At 62.0% G+C, this 23,594-nt stretch carries 22 protein-coding genes; 10 read left to right on the forward strand and 12 right to left on the reverse strand.

The genetic code is table 11. The annotated features are described in order from the left end of the window. Positions 1-111: 111 nt before the first annotated feature. The 7 genes from NKJ75_RS23920 to NKJ75_RS23950 all read right to left on the reverse strand — a co-directional run bounded on the left by NKJ75_RS23920 (position 112) and on the right by NKJ75_RS23950 (position 7,896). Positions 112-1,353, reverse strand: a complete 1,242-nt coding sequence (locus tag NKJ75_RS23920) for a glycosyltransferase (protein WP_023736210.1) — start codon at positions 1,351-1,353, stop codon at positions 112-114. Between the two features lie 223 nt (positions 1,354-1,576). Next, positions 1,577-2,656, reverse strand: a complete 1,080-nt coding sequence (locus NKJ75_RS23925) for a glycosyltransferase (RefSeq protein WP_023668804.1) — start codon at positions 2,654-2,656, stop codon at positions 1,577-1,579. 31 nt (positions 2,657-2,687) lie between these two features. Continuing rightward, on the reverse strand, positions 2,688-4,019 hold the full coding sequence (locus NKJ75_RS23930) for a UDP-glucose dehydrogenase family protein (protein ID WP_023668805.1): 1,332 nt from the start codon (positions 4,017-4,019) through the stop codon (positions 2,688-2,690). A gap of 55 nt (positions 4,020-4,074) precedes the next feature. After that, positions 4,075-4,974, reverse strand: coding sequence for an endo-1,3-1,4-beta-glycanase ExoK (gene exoK / locus NKJ75_RS23935; protein ID WP_023834383.1), 900 nt, complete (start codon positions 4,972-4,974; stop codon positions 4,075-4,077). Positions 4,975-5,095: 121 nt separating this feature from the next. Then, entirely contained in the window at positions 5,096-5,491 is a 396-nt protein-coding gene (locus tag NKJ75_RS23940) for a cytochrome P450 family protein (protein WP_023668807.1), read from the reverse strand. 127 nt (positions 5,492-5,618) lie between these two features. After that, positions 5,619-6,641, reverse strand: a complete 1,023-nt coding sequence (locus NKJ75_RS23945) for a glycosyltransferase family 2 protein (protein ID WP_023703574.1) — start codon at positions 6,639-6,641, stop codon at positions 5,619-5,621. A 130-nt stretch (positions 6,642-6,771) separates the two neighbouring features. Continuing rightward, a complete protein-coding gene (locus NKJ75_RS23950) occupies positions 6,772-7,896 on the reverse strand; it encodes a nucleotidyltransferase family protein (protein WP_023834384.1) in 1,125 nt (374 codons plus the stop codon). 484 nt (positions 7,897-8,380) lie between these two features. Between NKJ75_RS23950 and NKJ75_RS23955 the strand changes: the two genes are divergently transcribed. From NKJ75_RS23955 to NKJ75_RS23980, 7 genes are all read left to right on the forward strand, one after another. After that, entirely contained in the window at positions 8,381-8,533 is a 153-nt protein-coding gene (locus tag NKJ75_RS23955; protein WP_023684233.1) for a lasso RiPP family leader peptide-containing protein, read from the forward strand. 164 nt (positions 8,534-8,697) lie between these two features. Then, positions 8,698-8,967: a PqqD family protein gene (locus NKJ75_RS23960; protein WP_245259933.1), complete on the forward strand. Its 270-nt coding sequence runs from the start codon at positions 8,698-8,700 to the stop codon at positions 8,965-8,967. Continuing rightward, positions 8,960-9,367, forward strand: a complete 408-nt coding sequence (locus NKJ75_RS23965) for a lasso peptide biosynthesis B2 protein (protein WP_245274170.1) — start codon at positions 8,960-8,962, stop codon at positions 9,365-9,367. Before NKJ75_RS23960 ends, NKJ75_RS23965 begins: the two co-directional genes overlap by 8 nt. A 3-nt stretch (positions 9,368-9,370) precedes the next feature. Further along, positions 9,371-10,822: a lasso peptide isopeptide bond-forming cyclase gene (locus NKJ75_RS23970; RefSeq protein ID WP_502903917.1), complete on the forward strand. Its 1,452-nt coding sequence runs from the start codon at positions 9,371-9,373 to the stop codon at positions 10,820-10,822. A 15-nt stretch (positions 10,823-10,837) separates the two neighbouring features. Further along, positions 10,838-11,287: an asparagine synthase-related protein gene (locus tag NKJ75_RS32880; RefSeq protein ID WP_502903918.1), complete on the forward strand. Its 450-nt coding sequence runs from the start codon at positions 10,838-10,840 to the stop codon at positions 11,285-11,287. Continuing rightward, on the forward strand, positions 11,287-12,255 hold the full coding sequence (locus NKJ75_RS23975; protein ID WP_023819505.1) for a phosphoenolpyruvate carboxykinase (ATP): 969 nt from the start codon (positions 11,287-11,289) through the stop codon (positions 12,253-12,255). Before NKJ75_RS32880 ends, NKJ75_RS23975 begins: the two co-directional genes overlap by 1 nt. Before the next feature lie 6 nt (positions 12,256-12,261). Then, a complete protein-coding gene (locus NKJ75_RS23980) occupies positions 12,262-14,097 on the forward strand; it encodes an ABC transporter ATP-binding protein (RefSeq protein ID WP_023834388.1) in 1,836 nt (611 codons plus the stop codon). Between the two features lie 47 nt (positions 14,098-14,144). On the opposite strand, the gene NKJ75_RS23985 is transcribed toward NKJ75_RS23980, so the two are convergent. After that, positions 14,145-14,417, reverse strand: a complete 273-nt coding sequence (locus tag NKJ75_RS23985) for an exopolysaccharide production repressor protein (RefSeq protein ID WP_023668815.1) — start codon at positions 14,415-14,417, stop codon at positions 14,145-14,147. Positions 14,418-15,024: 607 nt separating this feature from the next. Here NKJ75_RS23985 and NKJ75_RS23990 point away from each other — a divergent pair. From NKJ75_RS23990 to NKJ75_RS24000, 3 genes are all read left to right on the forward strand, one after another. Next, positions 15,025-15,702, forward strand: coding sequence for a sugar transferase (locus tag NKJ75_RS23990; RefSeq protein ID WP_023668816.1), 678 nt, complete (start codon positions 15,025-15,027; stop codon positions 15,700-15,702). Positions 15,703-15,919: 217 nt separating this feature from the next. After that, positions 15,920-17,143: a polysaccharide biosynthesis/export family protein gene (locus tag NKJ75_RS23995; RefSeq protein ID WP_032885928.1), complete on the forward strand. Its 1,224-nt coding sequence runs from the start codon at positions 15,920-15,922 to the stop codon at positions 17,141-17,143. A 177-nt stretch (positions 17,144-17,320) separates the two neighbouring features. Next, positions 17,321-18,412, forward strand: coding sequence for an acyltransferase family protein (locus NKJ75_RS24000; RefSeq protein WP_023696958.1), 1,092 nt, complete (start codon positions 17,321-17,323; stop codon positions 18,410-18,412). Positions 18,413-18,422: 10 nt separating this feature from the next. On the opposite strand, the gene NKJ75_RS24005 is transcribed toward NKJ75_RS24000, so the two are convergent. The 4 genes from NKJ75_RS24005 to NKJ75_RS24020 all read right to left on the reverse strand — a co-directional run bounded on the left by NKJ75_RS24005 (position 18,423) and on the right by NKJ75_RS24020 (position 23,591). Further along, positions 18,423-19,706 (reverse strand): O-antigen ligase family protein, encoded by a 1,284-nt coding sequence (locus NKJ75_RS24005; RefSeq protein WP_023689977.1) that lies wholly within the window; start codon positions 19,704-19,706, stop codon positions 18,423-18,425. A 275-nt stretch (positions 19,707-19,981) separates the two neighbouring features. Further along, positions 19,982-20,809 carry an SDR family NAD(P)-dependent oxidoreductase gene (locus NKJ75_RS24010; RefSeq protein ID WP_023745195.1) on the reverse strand — a complete coding sequence of 276 codons (828 nt, stop codon included), beginning with the start codon at positions 20,807-20,809 and terminating at the stop codon, positions 19,982-19,984. Between the two features lie 95 nt (positions 20,810-20,904). Continuing rightward, complete coding sequence (locus NKJ75_RS24015; protein ID WP_023745194.1) at positions 20,905-21,390, reverse strand: acetone carboxylase subunit gamma; 486 nt, start codon at positions 21,388-21,390, stop codon at positions 20,905-20,907. After that, positions 21,387-23,591 carry a hydantoinase B/oxoprolinase family protein gene (locus tag NKJ75_RS24020; RefSeq protein ID WP_023745193.1) on the reverse strand — a complete coding sequence of 735 codons (2,205 nt, stop codon included), beginning with the start codon at positions 23,589-23,591 and terminating at the stop codon, positions 21,387-21,389. Before NKJ75_RS24020 ends, NKJ75_RS24015 begins: the two co-directional genes overlap by 4 nt. Positions 23,592-23,594 lie beyond the last annotated feature (3 nt).

Consider the following 23,594-nt stretch of genomic DNA (forward strand, 5'->3'; position numbering starts at 1 on the left):
CACCCGCAGGAACGTTAGTACAGGTCTTGCTGCACTGCAACATTTTTGGTGCAGTGTAGCAAGATTTCCCTCAGCTTGGCGTCCCTGCCGATCAAACGCAGAGGAGCAGTGTCAGCCGGCAGATGAAGGATCCGCCAAGCCCTCGGAAACGCCGACATGACCGGTGGGTGCATGCGCAGGGCTCGATGTGGCCAGTTGGGTAACGATCTGCGCAAAACGTTCATTCAGAACATCTGCGTTGAAGTCCTCCTCGACTTTGCGGCGTGCGGCAAGCGCGATACGCTCGCATTCGGTCGGGTGCTCCGCGGCCCAGGTAAGCTTGCCGGCAAGCGCTGAAATATCTCGCTCGGGCGCAAGCAACCCCGTCTCCCCATCCTTGATGAGCTCCGGGATTCCCGAATGATACGTGCTGACCGCAATCAATCCGGCGGCCATGGCCTCCATGAGCGCGACCGGAATGCCTTCCATATCCCCGTCGCTGGCAGTGATACTTGGCAGCAAAAAGAGATGCGCCATGCGAAGCCGTCTTTTCACCTCTGCGTGAGGGAGGCTGCCGAGGAATGTTACGCGACCAGCCAAGCCCAGCTCTACGGCCAGCTTCTCCAGATTCATCCGCAGAGGACCGTCGCCAACAATGTCGTAACGCCAGTCTAGCTGCGGCTGGGAGGCCTTGAGGGAGGCCAGGGCTCGCAAGGCGAACTCGACGCCTTTCTTTTCGACCAGGCGGCAAACCGTCGTCACGACCAGTTGGGTGCCTTCCCACGATTCCCAGCGATAGCCGATTTCGCGGGTGTCAATTCCCATATGGTGGACCGTCGTGCTCGCCTGGGACAGGCCGGCTTCCAGCAGCATCGTGCGGAAGTAATCGTTGACGGGCAGGTTCAGGGTCCCATGCTTGGTCAGCCCGGCATATTGTGTCGCGAGCACTGCCTGCCGCGCCGGGATCGCCACGTCCGCGCCGTGAAAGATGGTTATGATCGGTGGTTTGAGCACCTTCCATTTCTTCAGTGCGGCTGCTCTCTCGCCGTTCTGTCCGAAGTGGGCGACAATCACGTCGCAGCGGTTCAGGCGGCGTGCAAAGGCGATGTCGAGAACGGTCGAGGCCTTGTATCGCAGACGCGGCGGCAGACGCTGTACAAATTTGCTGATTACAGCGGCCCATCGCCACCAATGTCGGGTTCTGGCGAGCAGCGTCGCCATCGGCTCGCTTTGCCGGTCAATTCGGTGGTCACCTTGCATCTTTTCGCAGACCACTTCGACCTGAAAGCCCCGCGCCAGCAGCCCAGCCATCTGGTCCACGACGAAGGTTTCCGAAAGCAGAGGGAATTCGCCGACGACAAAGCCCACGCGCATGACCCGCCCATAAGGTTGGGGCTTGCTCGGACCAAGCGGTCCATATCGCACAAGCCCTAATGTAGACAGGCAGAATACACGTTGATTGCTGCAGTGCCACAAAATATTGCACTGCAGCAATTAAAAGTGATCCGGACGGGCGCACGACGCCTGGACCTGGCTAACGGGAACTTTGCGCGACCACGGTCGTGCAGCGTCTCAGCTGAAATGCAACACGACGCGTTTAGGCTGCGCGCTCCAAACCGACACGTCTTGCGCGGTCGAGAACGCCCATGAACGTTGCGAACTGGCTGTCGGGGTTCATCTGCCGCCGCTCCGAAAACTGACGTGCTGTCGCTGACAGCCGCTTGTACTCGGCCTCATCGCTCCACAGCCGCCTGATCGTTGCGACCCAGTCGGCGAGCGGGGCGTCGTAGTCCAGTACCACGCCGCCGGCGCCGATCGCTTCCGGCAGACCGCCGCGCCGCGAGCCGACCACGGGAATGCCACTACAATGCGCTTCCGAGGCCACCCGGCCCCAGGCTTCTTCCCATTTGCTGGGCGCAAGCAGGATTTTCGTGCGGCCGTAGACCGTCTTCATGTCGCTGGTGCGGCTTTCCAGCTTGACGTTCTGGAGGGGAGAGATTGTTGCTTCGATCCGGGCTCGATGATCGTCGTCGAGCTTCCAGCTTTCGACGAACAGGAACGGGATCTCGGGACAGGCGGCGGCAATGCGCACCGCAAGATCGAAGCCTTTTTCCTCATATGGATTGATGAGCGTGACAAATTCACCGGTCGTCGGTGTGCTGTAGAACGCGGGATTGATGGTCGGCGGAATAACCGTCGAATCGATATCGAATTTTGCCTTATAGGCGCGCGCGGTGAACTCGGAGTTGGCGATATAGACCGCCGAATGGAGCTCACGCAGATCGCCGGCCAATTCGTCGAATTCGACATTCCTCAGATAGACGGTCAGCGGCACGCCAAGCCTCTGCAGCTCTCTGCCGATCGGCACCGAATTGTGGCACTGCACGACCGCGACATCCGGCCTCAACTTTTTGACGGCGAAGTCGGCCGCTTCCCAGGGGAACCACGCCCGTACAACCGGATAGCCCGGGAAATTGTCGATGACCGCGCGCTGACGAAGGAGCTTCATCTTGGCGCGCGCCCTGAAGCCGAACATGCCGTCGCCGAACAGCGCTGCCAGAACGGATGCCTCGTGACCGTTTTCGCGCAATTGCTCGACCAGGTGGTGGGTGCTCGACTGGACGCCCCCGCTGAATTGCGGCGTGTAGCCGGTGCCGCCTGCAAACAGAACTTTCATGAACCTGGCTCCGCGTTGTGCCGCCCTGCCTTCACGCCGCCATCCTGCCGATCGAGAAATACTCGATGCCGTGACGGGCGATGACCTTGGGATCATAGAGGTTACGGCCATCGAAGATGACCGGCGTGGTCAGGGCATCCTTCACCGCGTCGAAGGACGGGGCGCGGAAACTCTTCCATTCGGTGGCGATCAGCAACGCGTCGGCGCCGCGCAGTGCCGCCTCCTTGGTGCCGCACAACAAAAGGTCGTCGCGCAGGCCGTAGATGGCCTGGCATTCCTGCATCGCCTCGGGGTCGTAGGCCTGCACATTGGCGCCGGCCTGCCACAGCGCCTCCATCAGGACGCGCGCCGGCGCCTCGCGCATGTCGTCGGTGTTGGGCTTGAAGGCGAGGCCCCAGAGCGCGAAGGTCTTGCCCTTGAGACTGCCCTTGAAATAACGGTGCACCTTGTCGAACAGCACCGACTTCTGGGCATTGTTGCGCTCCTCCACGGCGCGCAGCAGCTTGGCGTCGAACTTGACACCTTCGGCGGTCTTGATCAGCGCGCGGACATCCTTGGGAAAGCACGAACCGCCATAGCCGAGGCCGGGATAGATGAAGTGGTAGCCGATGCGCGGATCCGAGCCGATGCCCTTGCGTACCTCCTCGATGTCGGCGCCGAGCTGCTCGGCCAAATTGGCCATTTCGTTCATGAAGGAGATCTTGGTCGCCAGCATGCAGTTGGCGGCGTACTTCGTGAATTCGGCGCTGCGCACGTCCATCACGATCATCTTCTCGTGGTTGCGGTTGAACGGCGCGTAGAGCTCCCGCATCACCGCCTCGGTGCCCTCGCTGTTGGTGCCGACAATGATGCGGTCAGGCTTCATGCAGTCGGCGACGGCGGAACCCTCCTTGAGGAACTCAGGATTGGAAGCGACGTCGAAAGCCAGGTCCTGGCGCCCGCGCGCCTTCAGCGTCGCGGCGATTTTGGCCTTCACCTTTTCGCAGGTGCCGACCGGCACGGTCGACTTGCCGACGACGATCTTGGGACCGTCCATCTCGCGGCCGATGGTCTCGGCCACCGCCAGCACATATTTGAGGTCGGCCGAACCATCTTCGCCGGGTGGCGTGCCGACCGCAATCATCTGGATCTCGCCATGCTTGACGCCGGCGGCGGCATCGGTGGTGAACTTGATGCGGCCGGCGGCGTGGTTCTCCTTGACCAGGGCCTCCAGTCCCGGTTCGAAAATCGGCACCAGGCCCTGGTTGAGCCGCTCGACCTTCTTTTCATCGACATCGACGCACACCACCTGGTGCCCGACCTCCGCCAGCACCGCGGCCTGCACGAGACCGACATAGCCAATTCCAAAGACCGTCAAATTCATTCGGGTTAATTCCTGTTCACGCCCTTTGGCCTTATATAGCCGGGCCGGTTCAGATCTACTTTATGCTGCTTACACTGCATGCCAGCGATTCCGGAAACTGGCACGGCTGGCCGAGCGCGGTGAAGGCGACGCGCTGCACCTGCATCGTCACCTGGCGGCCGGGGTCGGAAAAGGCGCCCATCCAGTTTTTCAGCGTGTCGCTGCCCCAGAGGCTGAAGAATATCTTCTGCGAGTGGGTCGGCAATTGCTCGGGATTGGTCACTTCCTGGACCAGCTTGCCGTTGACGTACCAGCGCAGCCGGTCCTTTTCCCAGATAAAGGCATAGTCGTTGAAGCCCTTGTCGGCGCCGCCTTCGACCTCGGCCAGCTTCTCGTTCTTGGGCTTGCCGGCGATGTAGCTGTTGACCTGCACCTTGGATGTATCCTTGGTCAGCACCTCGAAGTCGATCTCATACCAGGGCTGTTTGTCGGCAGGGCCGATATAGGTGAAGAAAGCGGCGTTGAGACCGGATCCGGTGTCGGTCTTCATCCGTGCTTCATAGGTCCCATAGCCGAAGCGCTGCTTGGTCTGGATCTCGGCGCAGGCGAACTCGCGGTCCTTCAGTTTGCGCTTTTCGAAGCCGAGCGTCAGCATGTTGTCGGAAAATTTTACCAGGCTTTTCGACCAGGTGCAGTTCTGGTGATTGCCGTTCGACCAACCGTCGGAGACATACCAGCGCGAACGATCGAAACTCTTGAAATCGTCGACGAAGGACGGTGCGCTTTGCATCTCCGGGGAGGCGTCCTGGGCGCGGGAGGGGTGGGCGGCGCCGAGCAGAGCTGCGGCTGCCGCCAACAGAAGCGCACCAACGGATAGAAGACGCGTTGGGTTTACAAGACGCATTGGCCGATTTGGCCGCGTCGAAATCATGGCATCCATTGCCGCCATGGGCGTCGTCTTCGGATCTGCGTTCATATCAATTCACCTTTGTGCTGTTCCGCCCCAACCCAAAGTCACCGATTGGCCCACATTGCTAACGGGCCGATCCCGATCCTCCGTCCCCGAACTTTCTCTTCTGTGTCTCGTGTGACCGTGTTCAGCCGAAGCGACCTGCGGGTTTGACATATTCCCCGTGCGAATCAGAACTCTGGCCATCCTCGCCGACGATCGCGTCGAGTGAATGACGCAGTTCCTTCATCCGGCTCGTCTGGCGCACCAGCTCGGCGATGCGCTGTTCGCAGTTCAGGATGGACTTCGTCAGCTCGCCGACTTCCGACAGCTTGCGTGCCGACGCCGAGCCGTTCTCCATCGACTCGACCAGGAAGGCCGCGTTGGTGGACTTCGACCGGTAGCGGGCCTCCAACCCGGTCTTCTCGGCCGCAATCTCGGCCGTGATCTGATCCAACAGCTTTGCCAGACGGTCGAAACGCGCCAGATCGGTCTGCTTGTCGCGCGCTGGGTCCCTGGACCTGAAGCCGAAAATTGAAGCCATCCGGTTGGCCTTCCAAAATTGCTGCACCGCAACATACAGTGCCATCGTCGGGGCGTATAGGCAACCTCCGAGTTTCAGAAAGGCAATTTTTTCAGCCTTGCGGCCGCCGTCCCGGACTTGGCGGAGCCTACTTTTGCGCCGCCGTGTTGGTAGCGGCCATGAGGAAGCGCAAGGGCGGCACCGGCTGCTGCCGCGGGGACAGACCGGCGTGGCGAAACAACGCATCGAGCTTGTCGGCGGCCACGCCGACAACGATGGGAATGAAGTTCGACTGGCTGGCCAGCGCATAGGCGGCGGCAGACGCCATGCCGCGCTCGGCCTTCACATCGAGAAAATTGCGCAGCCGGTATTTGTCACGCACATGCCGCTCGTGCTTGCGCAGCAGGGCCTTGGAGCCTTCCGGCAGGCTGTCGATCTCGAGCAGTGCCAGATCCGCATCGGCGAGGCGCTTCAGATCCTGTGTCTTGTGGCGCCCGCTCAACGAATCGGCGCGCACGATCGCGCCATAGCCGCAGGAACGGATGACCTTGAAGCGTGCGCCAAGGGCAAAGGCGCGAGCGTAGAGTTCGTAATCTTCGCCGAGACGCAGGTTCTCGTCGTAACGCAGCCCATGCCTGTCGAGGAAAGCCCTTGATATCACCGGCTTGAGAAAGCCGAGTTCGCCGCGCTGGACACGCCGTCTGGAGATGTTGCCCTCGATGAATCGCTCGAAGTCGAGGAATTCCGGGTCCGCCGAAAAGGACGGGGCGACGATCTTCGAGACATCGGTCGCCGTATCGTCACGGATCAGCATGATGTTGTCGGCGGCGAAATCCCAGTCGGCGCTGGCAAACAGCTGGCGAAACCGTCCCTGAAGGAAGAAATCGTCGGCGTCGAGAATGCTGATGAAAGGTGATTTCGACCCGGCAATGGCGGTATTGCGGGCGAAGGACGGGCCGCGATTGGCGTCGAGCCGGATGACCGAAAGCCGGCCGCTGCCATCATCGGCAGCGCTGGCCACCTTTGCGGTGTCATCGGTGGAGGCGTCGTCGACGACGACGACTTCCGCCACCTCCGGCTCGCGCAGCGCCGAGGCGATGGCTGCGGGAATGGTCCGGGCCGCGTTGCGCGCCGCGATGATCACGCAGACCCGGGATTCTGTCATGGACATAGGGTGGCCTTTCGATTGCATAAAGTGTCGCGAGGCCCCTCGCCCTCCCGGCGCGCGGCGCCGGACCCCGATCCATCCCCAGCGGATCGGGACGGAACGTTATCTGCCTGCTGCATGACGACCCTCATCGTCACCGGCTTTCCCGCTCGAAAATCCGCCGGCTGAGGTCGGCTGACGCGGCCCAGCCGGCCTCGGTCAGGTAGCGGACAGGTTCGCGGCCGCACAATTCCCACAAAACGGTGCGCCGTTGCGGCCATCTGAGCGACGACAGCCACGGCGCGATGACCATGTGGAACAGGTCTTCATTGCCGATGCGTGACAGGATCCTGGTGGCCCGATCCGACAGCAGCGTGCCGGCGCCACCAAGCAGCACATCGGCGGCGCGCAGGCCCAGCAGCAGGGTGTCGGCCAGCCCCTGCTCGGCCGCGTAGTCGAGCACAGTCTGCTGCTCGGCCTCGCTCAGCCGACTGGCAGCGGCCCGGATATCGCAGACATAGCCCGCGCATGGCTCGCGGTTGAACAGCGCCTTTGCGACACTGATGCAGGACAGAAGCAAAGTGTCGGAGGCCGAGATGAACGGCACGCTGGAGCCGGCGATCGCAAGCGCGCGCTTGCGGCGCAGGAACCCTTCCGTATCGCGCGGGCTGGGCGATCCCGGCTGCTGGAGCCGGTAATGGAGATCGACGGTGGACAATTTCCGACCTTGGCTGCGAACCATGTGCTGCTCGCCCAGAAAGCGCACCCACCAGACGGAGCGGGACTTGCCGGCGACCTCGTAGCCGATCGAGCGCAGCGCATCGCGAGCTCTAAAGAAGCCGGCCGGCGACACCAATATGTCGACATCTCCGGACGGCTTCATGAAATGGTCGCCAAAGAGCAGTTGCTGCTGGAGGGGCCCCTTCAGGAACACGAAATCGATGCCGCTGCCGCGCAGCGCCTTGTCGATGGCCATCGAATCCATGATGCCGGACGAGTTCATCGCAATCGTGCGCCGGCGATAAGTGTCGAGCCACTCGAGCAATCCCGGCGGCGTCTCGCCCGCCGGTGGGCGCGACAGCGCCTTCAGCATGAAGGTGGCGACCTTGTTCAGCCTGGCGATGTCGCAAACATCGGCAACGGAGATGGCCGGTGCAGGCGCGGTGCTGGGGCTCGCCCCGGAGGCGAAGAACAGCCGCAGGCACGCCTGCACATAGGCCACTTCGTCGGCGCAGCCAGCGGCGCGCAACCTTTCGAAGGTCCCTTCCTGCAAGGCCATCTGCTGCAGCATCTCCGCAAAAAATTCGCCAGGCGCGTTATATTGCAAGTGCGAAGCAAAGCATCGCCAAATTCATGCGCCGCGTCCAGTTTTTTCCTCGGAGACAATTTTCCTGCAACCTGTACGTCTAACGACACAGTCGTACAACGATGCAAGGCGTCGCCTGATCGGAGCCTATGCCCGACACGTCATCAACAATCTTGTGGGAACACGCGCTAGCGCCCAAATGACGAGCGTTCGACTAAATTTTAATGTAATAAAATCAGCTACGTAACTAAGAACCACGGTCACTCCGCTGAAATCACCTAGGCTGTGAAAATGCAAGCGGTTTTGATCACCATTGAAGGCTACCGCAACCGAGAATTGATTAACGGCGGGTAAATCAGGCTTGACTCATAAATGCTGCCATGCGGCTATTGCGGTGCAGCAATAGCTCGCTGCCGGCAATCGACAGGCCGCTTCCAGTCCACAAGTGGAGAGTAAATTGGAACAGAATGTTGAAAAGCATGAGTACGAAACCCCTAGCCTGACGGTCCACGGCTCGATCGAGACCATCACGCAAGGCGGTAGCGGTACTACGGCACTCGACGCCTCGTTTCCGGCACATACGCCGGTCGGCGAACTCACCTTCTCCTGAGTCTTCTCTCGTTGGGGTGACAAAGTCCGGACTCTGCAAACAGAGCGCACTAAGGAGAGTCGGGGGTCAAACCCCGGCTCTCGCGCCTTTTTCCGGAATTGCCGAAGCGTTGGTGTTGTGAGCGAGGTTTAGGAATGGACTGGAACCCCACGGACCACGATCGGATGAGCGCGAGCAAGGATGCCGTGGCCTGCGAATTCGGCAACGGCCTGGCGCTGCTCGATATGAGGTCCAACATCTATTACAGCCTGAACAGCGTCGGCGCCTATATCTGGGAGCTGATCCAGGAGCCGCGGCCGATTTCCGAAATCCGCAGCGCCGTGCTGGATCGCTACAATGTCGATCCGGAACGCTGCAAGGCCGATGTCGATGGATTGTTGAAGGGCTTGGCGGACGCCGGGCTTGCGAGGCTCCATGATGAGGAACTTGTCTAGAGCTTTCTCGCTGAGCGGGCCGGAGATGCTCTTTCTCGCCCACTGCCTTGCGGTGGTCGTGGCGGCGCGGCTGGGGCTGACGCTGCTTTCCTATAACAGGATTCGCCGAATAGTGACGCGGCTCGATGCAAGCGAGACAGCTGACATCGGCGATCTCAGGCGTGTCGCCTGGGGCGTGGCTGCGGCTGCCCGCCTGGTGCCTGGCGCAAGCTGTCTGACCCAAGCGCTTTCCGGCCAATATTTGCTTGCCCGCCAGGGCAACGCCTCAAAAATCCGCATCGGCATCGAGCGCGATACCGGCACCGAGTTGAAGGCGCATGCCTGGCTGGTCAGCGGCGACCATATCGTGCTCGGCGGCTCGCTTGGCAGGTTTAACCATCTCGTCGACCACGGCCAGTGAGCGATGAGCGGCGTCGCCGGAATTCTGCTGAGGCAGGAAGGCAAGCCGGCCGCCGCGGCCGACATCCAGCGCATGCTTGCCCGCATGCAACATCGCGCGCCTGACGGCAGTTCGTGGTGGATGGACGAGGGCGTCGTTCTTGGCCACGCCTGGCTCAACACCACCGATGAAGCCGGCCCCGGCCCGCTGACCATGGCCGGCGGCAAGCTCGCGATCACCGCGGACTGCCGGCTGGACAATCGCGACGAATTGCTGGCCAGGCTTGGCATCAGGGACAGTTCGGTTGCCGACGCCGTGCTGTTGATGCGCGCCTATCTGCGCTGGGGCGAAGCCTGCCCCGAGCATCTGCAAGGCGACTTCGCCTTTGCCATCTGGGATGGCGAGCGCCGGCAGCTGTTTTGCGTGCGCGACCATTTCGGCGTCAAACCGTTCTACTATCATTCGAGCGACCGGCGCTTCGTCTTTGCCTCGGAGATCGGGCCGATCCTCGATGTCGGCGGCGTCGACATGCGCATCAGCGAACACCAGATTTCCGGCTTCCTCGCCGGGCTGCCCGACGATCCGCAATCGACAGCCTATGCCGATATCTTCCGCCTGCCGGCGCGCCACAGTCTGACCGTGACCGGCAAACAGGTGGTGCTGCGTCGCTACTGGCAGATCGAACCCTCGCCAAGGCCGATGCGATCGGATACGGTCGAGGAATTCCGGCATCTGTTCTCGCAATCGGTCCGCAACCGCATGCGCGGCACGCCTGCGGTCGGCGCAATGCTGAGCGGAGGGCTCGATTCCTCCTCGATCGCCTGCGTGGCGGGCCTTCAGAATGCCGCGCAGAGAAAGCCGAGGCTGCCGACGTTTTCGCTGGTGTTCGAAAAGGGTTCGCCGATGGACGAGCGGCCTTTCATCGAGGCAGTGCTTGGACAGGAGAAGGTCGACGGCACTTTGATTTCCGTCGGCAACTACGCGCCCTTCGCCGAGTTCGAACGCATTCTGGAAGAGCAGGAGGAAACGTTCCTGGCCCCCGGCCTGTCGCTGACCCGCGACATCTACAGGACCGCCGGCGCCAAGGGCATGAAGGTGCTGCTGGACGGCCATGGCGGCGACGAGGTGGTTTCGCAGGGCCACGGCCATCTGCACGAACTCGCCTATGCCGGCAAATGGATGGAGCTGTGGCGCGAGCTGCGCAGCGCCTCCAACACCTATGGCGATGGCATGCTCGGCCTCTACTACCAGTTCCTTACCCTTTACGGGCCGGCCTGGCGCATCGCGAGAATCAAGCGGTTCGCGAATCGCGTGCTTGGCAAATTGCGGCGCCATCCCACTGGGCGGCCGGCGACGAGCTGGCGCGCCCTGATCAATCCGGACCTGGCGATGCGTACCGACCTCGTCGAACGGTTCCGCAGGGCCGGCTATATGCCGCCCGCGGTCAGCGCCAGCGAGACCTTGACCCATCGCTGACTGCTGTCGAACGGCATGGTGCCGCACGCCTTCGAGGTGCTCGACAAGGCCGCCGCCAATTTCGGCGTCGAGCCGCGCTACCCCTTCTGGGACAAGCCGCTGGTTGAGTTCTGCCTGGCACTGCCCGGCGCGGAAAAGCTGAACCAGGGCTTTGGCCGCTCGGTGTTGCGCCGTGCCATGGAAGGAATTTTGCCCCCGGCGGTGCAGTGGCGGCGCGACAAGATCGATTTCACCTCCAATTTGGTCAAAGGCATGCTGGCCAATCACCGCGATCTCCTGGACAAGGTGCTGGTGAAAGATGCGGCGCGGATTGCCCCTTACGTCAACCTGCCTGAGGTGACCGCCGCCTATGGCCGCATTTCCAGCCAACCCGAGGCCGCGACCTTGCCCGATGTCCAGTATGTATGGCGTTCGATTTCGCTATCGTTGTGGCTGCGGCAGGTGCAACAGCGCGGGAGCCACTGATGATGCCGGCCAACATGCCTCTTGCCGCTGATGACCGCCATGCAATTGCTGCTCGCGCACAGCACTTCTACAAAGCCTATGGGCTGACGATCGCTTCGCAGGTCGAACTGCCTGAGCTAGAGCCGAGCGAACCAGCTTGCGTCGATGTGCTGATCACGGTCGGCCCGATCGACCTGCCAAAACCCTCGCCCGAGACCGGAACTGCTTTCCGTTTCGAGCCGCGGCAGCAATATTTGGCATGGCAGACGGTCGGCGCCTTCCTGATCACCGATGCCTGCCGCATCGAGGTGGAGCCGGCGCCCGATGTCGACGATGCGCTGCTGGCGTTTCCGCTGCTCGGTCCGGTCATGGCACTGCTCCTGCACCAGCGCGGCCTGCTCATCCTGCACGCCAGCGCCATTGCGGTCGGCGGCAAGAGCGCTGTCTTCATGGGCGACAAGGGCGCCGGCAAATCGACGACGGCGAGCGCGATGATCCGTGCCGGGCATCGATTGCTGACCGACGATGTCGTGGCGCTCGATCTCACGGACCGGCCGATGATCGTTCCGGGTTTTCCGCAGTTGAAGCTCGCCGCCGATGCCGCCGCCGCGTTTCCCATCCGCCAGGCAGAAATACGCCCGCAGGTGCATGCGGCGATCGACAAGATGCAGCATCGCCTGCACGCCGGATTTGCGGCAGACGCGGTGCCGGCGACCCGGATCTATATCCTCGAGCGCGGCGACAAGGCAGCGATCACGCCGCTGCCAGGCATCGGCGCCCTGCCGGCAATCATCAAATTTTCCTATGTGACGCGTTTCGGCCGTCCAGCCCTGGTCGGCGATTTTGCCACGACACATCTTCGCCAATGCGCCGCCCTGGCCAGCCAGATCGGCGTCTGTCGCCTCGAAGTGCCGACCGGGCTCGACCGTATCGGCGAAGCTGTCGCCCTGATCGAAAACGATCTGGCGGCCGACAAAGGACCGCGGTGAGCTGACATGGCCGCATCGCAGATCCTGCGCTTTTCGTTTTACCGCGATGTCGCCGGTTTCGGCGCCGCCATGGCCCGGATCGGCGGGCGCAGGACCTTCACGGCATTGCTGTTCCTGATCCTGGGAAGCCTGACCGAAGGCATTTCGATCCTGCTTCTGGTGCCGCTGCTGCATCTGGTCGGGCGACCCGAGCAGAATTTCGCGGTCAGGTTGCCTGACCGCGACTGGGTGCGCTGGCTGGCTCCGGACGGAACGCTGCAATTGACCACGGTGCTTTGCCTGCTGGTCGGGCTTGTCGCGCTGCAGGCAGCGTTCAACCGCTATAAATCCGTCTACATGGCGCGGCTGCTGCTCGACTTCATCAATCGCCTGCGCATGAACCTGTTCGAGAGCATCGGCAAGGCGCGGTGGGGGATATTCGCGCGCATGCGCAGCTCCGATCTCGACCATGCGCTGACCGGCGATATCGACCGCGTGCAGTCGGCGGCGTTCTCGCTGCTGATGCTGGTGCAGATCGCCGTGCTTCTGGCGGGTTATCTCGTTGTCTCGCTGTTCATTTCGACAGTGATGACGGCGTTTGCCATTGTCGTCGGCATCGTCACCTTCCTGGCGCTGCAGCCGTTTCGGGCACGAGCCAGCGCCTTCGGCCGGGTTTTGACCAGCAATCGCCAGGAGCAGTACCGAACGGTCTCGGAGTTCCTCGGCGGCATCAAGGTGGCCAAGAGCCTGAATGTCGAGGCGACCTATTACGCGCAGCTTCACGCGACGCTGGAGAAGATGAAGGCCGACAACATCAACTATGTCCGCAACAGCACCATCGGCACCGCTCTGTTCCAGGTCGCCAGCGTCATTGGTCTGAGCCTGTTCATCTATGTCGCTTTGGTCCGCTTCAACCTCTCGCTGGCCGAGATCGTTGTCCTGCTTCTGGTGTTCATGCGCATTGCGCCGCGCTTCATGGACATGCAGATGCAGGCGCAGCAGGTGCTGATCAATCTGCCGGCCTATGCCTCGATGCGCGATATGCAGGCGCGTTTCGATGCCGAGCGCGAGCCGGCAAACCTCGAATCGGATGCCAAGCTGTCGCTCGATGTCGGGCTCAACATACGCAATGTCTCCTTTGCCTATGAGGCGGGCGGCAAGCCGGTGGTGAGCGATGTCACCTTTGGCCTACCCGCCGGCAAGGTAACGGCGCTGATCGGTCCGTCAGGATCGGGCAAGAGCACGCTTGCCGACATGCTGCTTGGCCTGCTCGAACCGAGCGAGGGCAAAATCCTGGCCGATGGCGTCGAGATCGGCGCCGCCAACCGCCGGCGCTGGCGCGACCAGGTGGCGTATGTGCCGCAAGACGTGTTCCTGCTGCACGATACGATCGCCGCCAATCTGCGCCTTGCCGCGCCGCAAGCCAGTGACGCGGAGCTGTGGACTGCACTGCGCGCTGCGCATGGCGCCGACTTCGTCGAGCGGCTGGAGTTGCGGCTCGACACGGTGGTCGGCGACCGCGGCGTCCGGCTCTCGGGCGGCGAACGCCAGCGCATCGCGCTGGCGCGCGCGCTGCTGCGCAAACCTTCGCTGCTCATTCTCGACGAGGCGACCAGCGCGCTCGACTGGCAGAACCAGTCCCTGATCGCCAAGTCGATCGACGGCTTGCGCGGATCGATGACGATCCTGACCATTGCGCACAGGCCATCGATGATCGCCTTCGCCGACTGGGTGGTTGCAGTCGAAAACGGACGAATCGTCGAAGTGGGGCAATATCAGAGGTTGAAAGCGAAGGCCGGCAGCCGCCTGTCGAAAATGCTTTCAGGCGAGCAATCGGAACCCGAGCCGGCCGAAGCAGGCTGAGTCCGGCTGCAAGATGATCCGAGGCCGACCTTGCGGCTTCAGACTGTTCAATGCACGCTGCGCCTCGCCGAGAGCTTCTCGCCTTCAACCGCCTTGTCGGCGCCGAGGCTTCTTTCGGCGTCGCGAGCCCTGTCGGCCGATGTCGGCGCGCTCCTGGCGATCATCACATACACCAGCAGGAAATAACCGATTTGGATGAGGACAGCGCAGCCGATGACGCGAAGCACTGTTGTGGTGACCGTCGCGCCGTCGACATAGGACCACGCGACCACGATCGCGAGGGCGAAAACCATTCCAATGACGAATTTTGGTAATGACATGTTCGGCGGCCCGTCAACCGGCCCGAGCATGCAAAAGCGATGACTTACCCACCCGAGTATCTCCCCATTCGCCATGCGAGCTTATTTAGCTGCTCTTTTTCGGCCGGTTGCTTCCGGCCTTCCCAACCCATCCAGACTCTATCAGGAATAATTTGCGACTCTATTAAGGCGCGAAACTGACGGCAAGGGCAACCAGCAATAATTTTCGGCTTGGCGACGGCTTGGACTCCGCCATGCTGCGATGCACACGCAGGGGTGGTGGCCTAACTCGTCATGCGCTTTATACTACAGTAGAATCTACAATGTTGATTAGTATTCTACTTGATTAATTTAACAAAGCGAGTGATTCGAAAATCGTTTAAAGCCGTTGCCTCTGCGGCAAAGGACGATTTGCCCAAAACCCGCCGAAAAAAGGCATTACATTTCCTAGGGTTGCTAATTATTCGTCACAAACCCGCCATAAAGGGCAAAATTTGGGCAAGGAGGGTTTATTATTTAGTCAATTCCTGACGTGACTATTTCAGCCATATGGGAAATTGTGTGTTGCGCTGCAGCATTTTTTTGGTATCGTGGCATAAACCATCCGTTCAACGTATGGAGCTTTTGCATGAGGGACGTTGCCAAGTCGGCCAATGCGGCATTTTCGCATGTCGGCGTAGATTTTCCGCCACCCATCGGCGGGCTGCTGAAGCGCAGTTTCGATATTTTCGGTTCACTTGTCGGCTTGGTGGCGCTTAGCCCGCTGTTCCTGATGGTGGCCCTTCTGGTCAAGCTTTCCGACGGCGGCTCGATCTTCTACGGCCACAAGCGCATCGGACGCGGTGGGCGGATTTTCCCCTGCCTCAAGTTCCGCACCATGGTCGAAGACGGCGAACGTGTGCTGGCCGCCTATCTCGCGGCCAATCCGGAAGCCAACGCCGAATGGATCGCGACCCGCAAGCTGAAGAACGATCCGCGCGTCACCCGCGTCGGCGCCGTTCTGCGCAAGCTCAGCCTCGACGAGCTGCCGCAGATCATCAACATCCTGCAGGGCGACATGAGCCTTGTCGGGCCTCGCCCGGTGGTGCGCGACGAGCTTGAGATCTACGGCAGCGCCGCGGTCTATTATTTGAAGTCGCGGCCGGGCCTGACCGGGCTCTGGCAGGTCAGCGGACGCAACGATGTCTCCTATGACAGTCGCGTCGCGTTCGACCGTCACTATGTCGAGAACTGGTCGCTGTTCGAAGACGTTCGCATCATCCTCAAGACCGTGCCCGCGGTGTGGATGTCGCGCGGTTCCTACTGACCGACCGCAACTGGTCAGCAATCGGGCCGGCACGGCCCGAAGCCAATCCGGTCCAAAGCTATTCGGCGATGGGCCGGTCTCGCATTGCAGCCATAGTGTTCTGCCAGGTTCCGAAGGAGGCACTCGGCAGCAGGCCTATCGGGCGGATGGGGCCAAAACGGATCGGAAACGTCAGTTGAAAACAGACATATCAGCGTATTTTCGCCTTGCCGGCCCGATGCGGCCGGCACGGCTCGTCGCCACGTGCCTCGCTCTGTCACTCGCGGTTCCGGCCATGGCCGACGAGTACCGGCTCGGCTCGCAGGACAAGCTCAACATCCGCGTCGCCGAGTGGCAGACGGTGGAAGGCACGTTCCGTGACTGGTCGGCGGTAAACGGCGAATATTCGGTCGGTCCAGCCGGCAATTTGTCGGTGCCGTTCGTCGGCGAACTGCCGGCCGCCGGCAAGACCACGTCGGAGGTTGCGGCCGCGATCAGCGTCGCCCTGCAGCGCAAGCTTGCCTTGTCGGACAAGCCGGAAGCCTCGGTGGAAATGGTGCAGTTCCGGCCGTTCTACATCTCGGGCGAGATCCAGACGCCTGGCCAGTTTCCCTATGTGCCGGAGCTGACCGTGCTCAAGGCGATCAGCATCGCCGGCGGCATCCGGCGCAACGCCGATTTGGGCACCCAGCTCGGCAAGGACCTGATCACCGCCAAGGGCAATTTCGACATTTATGACGACCAGCGCGTGCGGTTGATCGTCAAGCGTGCCCGCATCGATGCCGATCTCGCCGGCAAGGAGAGTTTCGAGGCGCCTAAGGAAGTTGAGGGCGACCCGCGCCTGGCGACAATCGTCGCCGACGAAATGCAGATCCTGATCTCCGACCAGAAAGCGTTGAAGCTGAAGCTGCAGGCGCTTGACGATCTGAAGGGGGTCCTGCAGTCCGAAATCGAGGCGCTGCAGAAAAAGATCGTCAACCAGCAAAAGCAGGTCGACCTGGCGCAGCAGCAGGCGGACAGTATCGGTCCGCTGGCGCAAAAGGGCCTGGTCGCCAACGCACGCCTGCTTTCCTCGCAACAGTCGGTCACCGATCTGCAGGGCAAGATCCTGGACTATGAGACGGCGATCCTCACCGCCAAGCAGTCGGTCAGCAAGGCGACGCAGGATGCCATCGATGCCCAGAACACGTTGAACTCGAGACTTGCCGCCGACCGGCAGCAGGTCGAAGCAGACCTCAACGAAGCCGCACTCAGGGTCAACATGCAACAGGGCCTGATGGCCCAAGCATCGGACCCGGCCACGACCGCCGCCATCACAAACAACAATGAAGAGCCGGCGCTCATCTATTCGCTGGTGCGCGTGACCGACGGCAAGACCAGCGAGATCGACGCCAAGGAAGATACGCCGGTGCTGCCGGGCGACGTCATCAAGGTGAAGCTGGCGCCGACGGCCAGCCAGTAACCTGTTTGTTTGGAGCAATTCCGGACGGAAAACCGTTTCCCACTTTTCCCGGAATTGCTCTAGCGCTCGGGCTCGCTCGGCGAGGCCCGCGCGATGGAGGCGGGAGGAACCAGTTCGGCTCGTTCGCGCCAGGGTGCGGGCGGGAACTTCCGTTTTTCGACCGCTTGAAGGCATTCCATGCAGCCCGCCGCACCGCGCCACGTCTACCTCAATCTCGATGCCATCCGCGGCGTCGCGGCGATCAGCGTCATGCTCTACCACTTCTCGCCGTTCCTGGCCGCCGGCAAGGTGCTGCCGTCGAGCTATCTGGCGGTCGACCTGTTCTTCCTGCTCAGCGGCTTCGTCATCGCGCATGCCTATGACCGCAAGATCGAAAACGGCATGGGCTTCGGCACGTTCCTGGCGATCCGCCTGATACGCCTCTACCCGCTCTACCTCGCCGGCACGCTGCTCGGTTTCTTCTATCTCATCGTCAAGAACCGGCTGATTCCGGCGGAATACATGCCGATCTCCGAGATCGGCACCATGCTGACGACCGGCATGTTCTTCATCCCGCTGGTCAGCGATGCCTATCACACGATCTTTCCGCTCAACCCCGCGTCGTGGTCGCTGTTCTTCGAGCTGATCGTCAACATCGCCTATGTCGCCGTCTTCTTCCTGCTGACGAAACGCGTGCTGACCGTGCTCATCGCCGTCAGCCTGGTGCTGCTGGTCATCGCTTCGATCGTGGCCGGCACCCTCGACTTCGGCATGACCGGCTCGACCATCATCAGCGGCCTGCCGCGCGTCTGTTTCTCGTTCTTCCTGGGCGTGCTGCTTTGCCGGTCCATGACACGCTATCAAAGCGGGCTCGGCTTCCTGCGGCGCGGCTGGTGGGTCGAGGGTGCGATCGCGCTGACGCTCATCGTCTTTGCCATCGCGCCGGCCGGCGGCGCGCGCGTCGCCTACGATCTCGCCTGCGTCGTCTTTGTTTTCCCGGCGCTGGTGGTGGTCGGCACTATTGCGCCGACGGCGCCGCGCCTGTCAGGCCTCTATGGCTGGCTGGGGCGGATTTCCTACCCGATCTACATCATCCACACGCCGCTGCTGATGATCATCGCCGGGGCGGGCAAGGCCGCAGCGATCGACCCGTTCGCGCATCATCCCTGGTTCGGCATCGTCATGGCGGTTTCGGTCATCGTCATCGCCGACATCGCCACGCGCGTCTATGACGAGCCGTTGCGCCGCTTCCTGCAGCGGCTGATGCTGCGCAAGCGCGCCGTCGCCTGAGATAAGCAAGTCAGACGCGCGCCGGCATGCGGCCGTTGGCGGTGTTCTCGTCCGGCACCGGAACATAGGCCCGCCTTGCCCTGGCGAGCGGCACCGGGCGCAGCTTGAACAGGCCGTAATAGACGATGAACGAGGCCATGAAATAGGGGCCGAGGATCTCGACCTCGAAGAAGGAGCGGATCAGCATCATGCCGACCGCGCCGGCGAGCACCACCGAATCGGCGCTCCAGTCACCGAACACCACCTTCGAAACATGGCCCCAGAAGGAGCGCAGGATGATCAGCGCCAGCATCGTCACGCCGATGAAGCCGAGCTCGACCAGCGTCTCGATATAGGTGTTGTGGAAATGGAAGCCGGTGCGGGTGGAGATGTAGAACTCGGCCCAGAGCCGTTCCGGATCGGCAAAACCCTGGATCCAGTAGGCGGCATAGCCATAACCGAGCACCGGACGCTGCTGCGCGGCGGCCCAGCCCTGTTCCCAGAGATAGGTGCGGCCGGTCAGCGTCGAATCCTTGCCGAAGATGCCGAGCACGACATCGAGCAAGCCAAGGTTCAGCGCAGCCATCACACCGCCCACCAGCGCCGTAGCGCCGACGACGAACAGCACGCGGCGGTAGCGGCGTGACAGAACCTTGCTCATGGCAAGCAAGGCAACGACACCGATCACCGCCGGAAGCGAAGCGACTGACGTCGCCGAGTGGGCGATCGCCAGCATATAGACGGACAGCAGGATGATCGGCGCGGTCCAGACGAAGCTCATCCAGTTGCGCCGGTAGAAGGCCAGAAAAGCGAAGCAGAAGAAGATGCCGAGCGAGGCGAAGAAGCCGATCTGGTTCTTGGAGCCGAAGGCGCCGACGAAATTGGTGGTGCCGTCGATAGTGTCGAGCGCATAGGCGCCAACCTTCAGCGAATACAGCAGCACGATGAAGATGCCGATCAGCGAGCCCAGCACCAGCGTGCGCGTGCTGATGGTGCGCGCCGCGATGTAGGCGCACAGCATGTGGGAGAAATATTGCAGCCCCGCCCGCGCGCTGGTGCCGGCCGCTTGCGACCAGAACAGCGACAGACAGACATAGGCCGCAAACAGCAGCGGCAGCCAGGCGCTGGAGAGATCGCGGGCGAAACGCCGGTAGTCGACGAACAGCAGCGGCAGCCATACCAGATAGTAGGCGAGGATCAGGATCTGGCCGAAATTGGTGGAGTAGGCGAAGGCAAAGACCGACACCGCAACGGCGAAGGCGGCATAGGCCTTGTTGTTGTCCGGATCGATCAGAATGGATTTCGGGATCTTCATATCCGTACCGGATTTCTCATGCTGCCGCCTTTCAGCTGGGCTGAAGCGCCCATGGTCGGCTTTTCTGCGTCATGCGCGATCGCCGGAACCTGCCCTTGCCGGATCCCGATCAGCGGGCATCCATTGTGCAGTGCACAATATAACCTCTATCGCCTGTCACTCAATGGTAAATTTGCCGCGAGGGGTAAAGTTGCCGCAGGCAGGGCCAAAACGAACATGCAACCGACAAATGGCGTTAATGCGGCTCGCTCGTTCGAAAATTCAAACTGTGGCCGCTACCACAGCGCTCCGCCGGTGATCTGGATGTTTTCCATGGTGATGCCCTTGGCCAGATCCGAGCACAGGAACACGGCTAGAGCCGCGATTTCCTGCGGCTGCAGCATGCGCTGCTGGGGATTGCCCTTGGCGATCTCGGCCATCGCTTCCTCGGCGGTTCTGCCGTTGCCCTCACGCTCGACCACCTGCGCCACGTTGCGGCGCATCAGTTCGGTCTCGACCCAGGTCGGGCTGATCATGACGCAGGTGACACCGTGCGCGGCGCCTTCCAGCGCCACGCAGCGGGTAAGGCCGAGCAGCCCGGCCTTCGAGGCGCAATAGGCCGGGTTGTCCTTCCAGCCGACGGAAGCCGCTGTCGAGCCGATGTTGACGATACGGCCCCAGCCGCGCTCGATCATGCCGGGCAGCACAGCTCGGGTGACGCGGAACGCTCCGCTGAGATTGGTGTCGACGATCTTGTTCCACAGCGCGTCGGAATGGCCGCAGACCGGCTGTTCGGCGGTGGTGCCCGCGGCATTGACCAGTATGTCGGCCGGGCCGATGGCGGCCTGCGCGTCAGCCGCAAACCGGTTGGTCACCTCGCTGTCGCGGACATCGAGATGGGCGGCATAAACCCTGGTGCCGTGGGCAGACAGGGCCAACCGCACGCGCTCGATTTCATCTGCGCCGGGATAGTAGGCGGCGTCGGTTCTTTCGGCGCCGGCGGGGGCGATGTAGGAGCCGACCGCTACATTGACGCCGGCTTGCGCCAACGCCGTCGCAATCGCGAAGCCCATGCCGGAAAACCCGCCGGTGACGATCGCGCTGCGGCCGGAAAGGTCTGTCATGGGCAGTGAATCTCCGATACGATGTTTGATGCGATAGTCTTAGACCCAGCCCGGTGACGAGCGCTACCTTGCCTGCAGCGCTGGTCACCACGTCGCTAGAGCGGTTTGCCCAGCCACTCGCGATAGAAGCCTTCGAGATCGGGTTCGAAATCATGCACGATCGGATAGCCGGGTGCCGCCGCCTCGACCTCGTGCATGGTGCCGCATTCCGGACAGATGAATTCGCGGATTTCCATCCATTGCGGATCGGGGATATCGCTGTTGGGATAGATCTCGCGCAGCGCTTCCTCGGTGTTTCGCACGTTGATCGCAGCCTTGAGCTTCCAGTTCTTGCGGTAGTCGCCGAAGGAGTGGCCGCATTCGCAACGGGTGATGCGCTCGTCGCCGCTCTGGCAGATGAACAGGTGATCCGAGACCGGCAGCAGGATCGGGTCCTTCCAGGTGACACGGTCCTGATAGACGGCGAGCATCTTGAAGAAGCGGTCGTCGTCCTTGTAGGCGCTCATGATGCGCTTTGTCTGAGGCCAGGGGAGCTTGCCGGCTGAGAGATCGCCGAGGACTTCCTTGCTGTACGAGGTCATGGCTTTGCTCCCGGCATGAAGATCGATCTGGCGTCGACGGTCCAGAAATCGCTGAAATCCCTGGTGAAGCGCGACGACAGCTTGATCGCGCTGGCATACATTTTCTTCACCTCGGGCGCGAAGTCGGCCTTCTCGACACGGCCGCGTTCGGCAGCGATCCAGTCCGAAACCGGGATCGCCTTGGCCAGACGCTCTCTGCGCATGGCGGCACGACGTTCGACGGTGGCGTCGATATCGGCAACCGGATAACCCTCGGCGTCGTCCTTCAGCACGATGCCGAAAATCTGGATCGCCGCCTGGCGGGTGAGAAAACCGTTCTCGACATCCCAGGCGGTCTTGACCGGATCGCGCTCCAGCACGTCGCCGTAACCGCCGCCACCATTGTAGGAATGGCTGAAGATGTCCCCCGACTTGTGCGGCGAGGTGATGTAGGGGCCTTCGACCACGGCATGGTCGCCGCCGATGTTCTTCTCGTAGTCGGAGACATGCGGATCGATACCTGGGGCATGCGCGAGCGGTTCGCCTTTTGCCGCCAGTTCGTGGATGTTGGAGTTGCGCACCGCGCGATGCTTCTGGCAGGTCGGCGCGGGATAGCCGCCGCACATGCCGCCATTGTCGAATACCCGCGAGGAGTGTTCCGAGGTGTGCAGTCGCAGGTGCGAGGTCTTGTTGATCAGCCAGGTCGAGACGAAGGAACAGCCGCCGCGATATTTGCCGGCGCCGCCCGAATTGGGCATGATCGAGCGGCCGATATAGACCATCGGCATCGACTGTTCCCAGACCTCGATGTTGCCCATGTCGGATTCCGGATTCCAGCCGACATAGGCGGTGTCGAGGCCATCGGCGATGGCCAGCGCGCCGGAGCCGGCGGCGGCGCATTCGAAATGCGCCATGCCGAACGGCGTACCGTACTGGCTTTCGCCGCCCATCTCAATCATCGGGCTGTTGACCTGGCCAACGAAGGCTTCCTCGACGAAGCCGCGCGCGACGAAGCCGCGCGACAAAAGGCGCTGGAACACGCCATAGGCCGGCAGCAGCAGCGCCCAGGATGTGGCGGTCGCCACCATCTCATTGTCGGGGTTGGTCCAAGTGCCGTGCGGCAGCTTCAGCTCGGTCGCCATCCAGGCGCCGTCATTGACGAGGCCCTCGAAATTCATGTGCTGGGTCAAGGTGACGAACATGCCTCCATCCATGCCGGCCGGCGTGCAGTTCATCGAATGGTAGCCCCAGGGCTGCGTGCCCTCGAAGTCCATGGTGATCTTGCCGTCGGTGGTGATCTCCATCTCGATCGGGATGTTGTAGAGCCAGTCGGGATCGCCAAGCAGCTGGAAGCCGGGCTTGCCCGCCGTGACATGGCCGTAGAAGGTGTGGCCGCGATAGATGCCGGGCACGGTGAGCTGGCGGGTGCGGGCGAGCTGGGCACGACGGCCCTCCTCGATGAACTCCTTCGATACCTTCATCCAGTAGTCGAGGCCGATCTCCGAGATCAGCTGCTTGACGCTTTCGCGCATGTCGATGCAGGAGGCGACCTTGGCCTTCTCGTCCAGCACCCAGTAGATCGGCATGCGCAGATTGCGCTCGCAGCGGATGACGTAGTCGCGGCGGATCTCGTCATTCTCGCCGATCTTTTCGGCGCAGACGAACAGGCCTTCGGTGAAGCGCTCCTGCGCCAGGCAGACGTCGCCGCCGGGCGTGATGCCGCCGGCTTCGAGCTCGTGGCAGACCGCACCGGCCCAGCCGACCAGCGTGCCTTCATGGAAGATCGGCATTACGTCCATGACGTCGGGCACCTGCACGGTGCCGATGAAAGCATCGTTGTTGGCGAAGATGTCGCCTTCGCGGATCTTCGGGTTTTCCTCGTAATTGTTCTTGATCATCCATTTGATGAAGCGGCTCATCGTGTGGACGTGGACCATGATGCCGTTGGACAGCGCGATCGCATCGCCCTCGGGCGTATAGATCGCCACCACCATTTCGCCGACTTCGCGCACGCCGGGCGAGGCCGAGATGCGGCGGGCCATTTCGCGGGCCGAGACGCAATAGGCGCGCAGCTTGGTGTGCAGCGTCTCGAATTTCAGCGGGTCCTGGTTGCGTAGCGTGAGCTCGGTGATGCCGTCATAGCAGCCGGTCTCTTCCATCAGCCGTTCTGAATCGAGCAGCCGTTCGCGAAGGCGCAGGGCCGAGGCAGGTCTGTCCAACATGGC

This window comes from Mesorhizobium sp. M0058, assembly GCF_040323095.1.
In the GTDB taxonomy this organism is placed as follows: Bacteria; Pseudomonadota; Alphaproteobacteria; order Rhizobiales; family Rhizobiaceae; genus Mesorhizobium.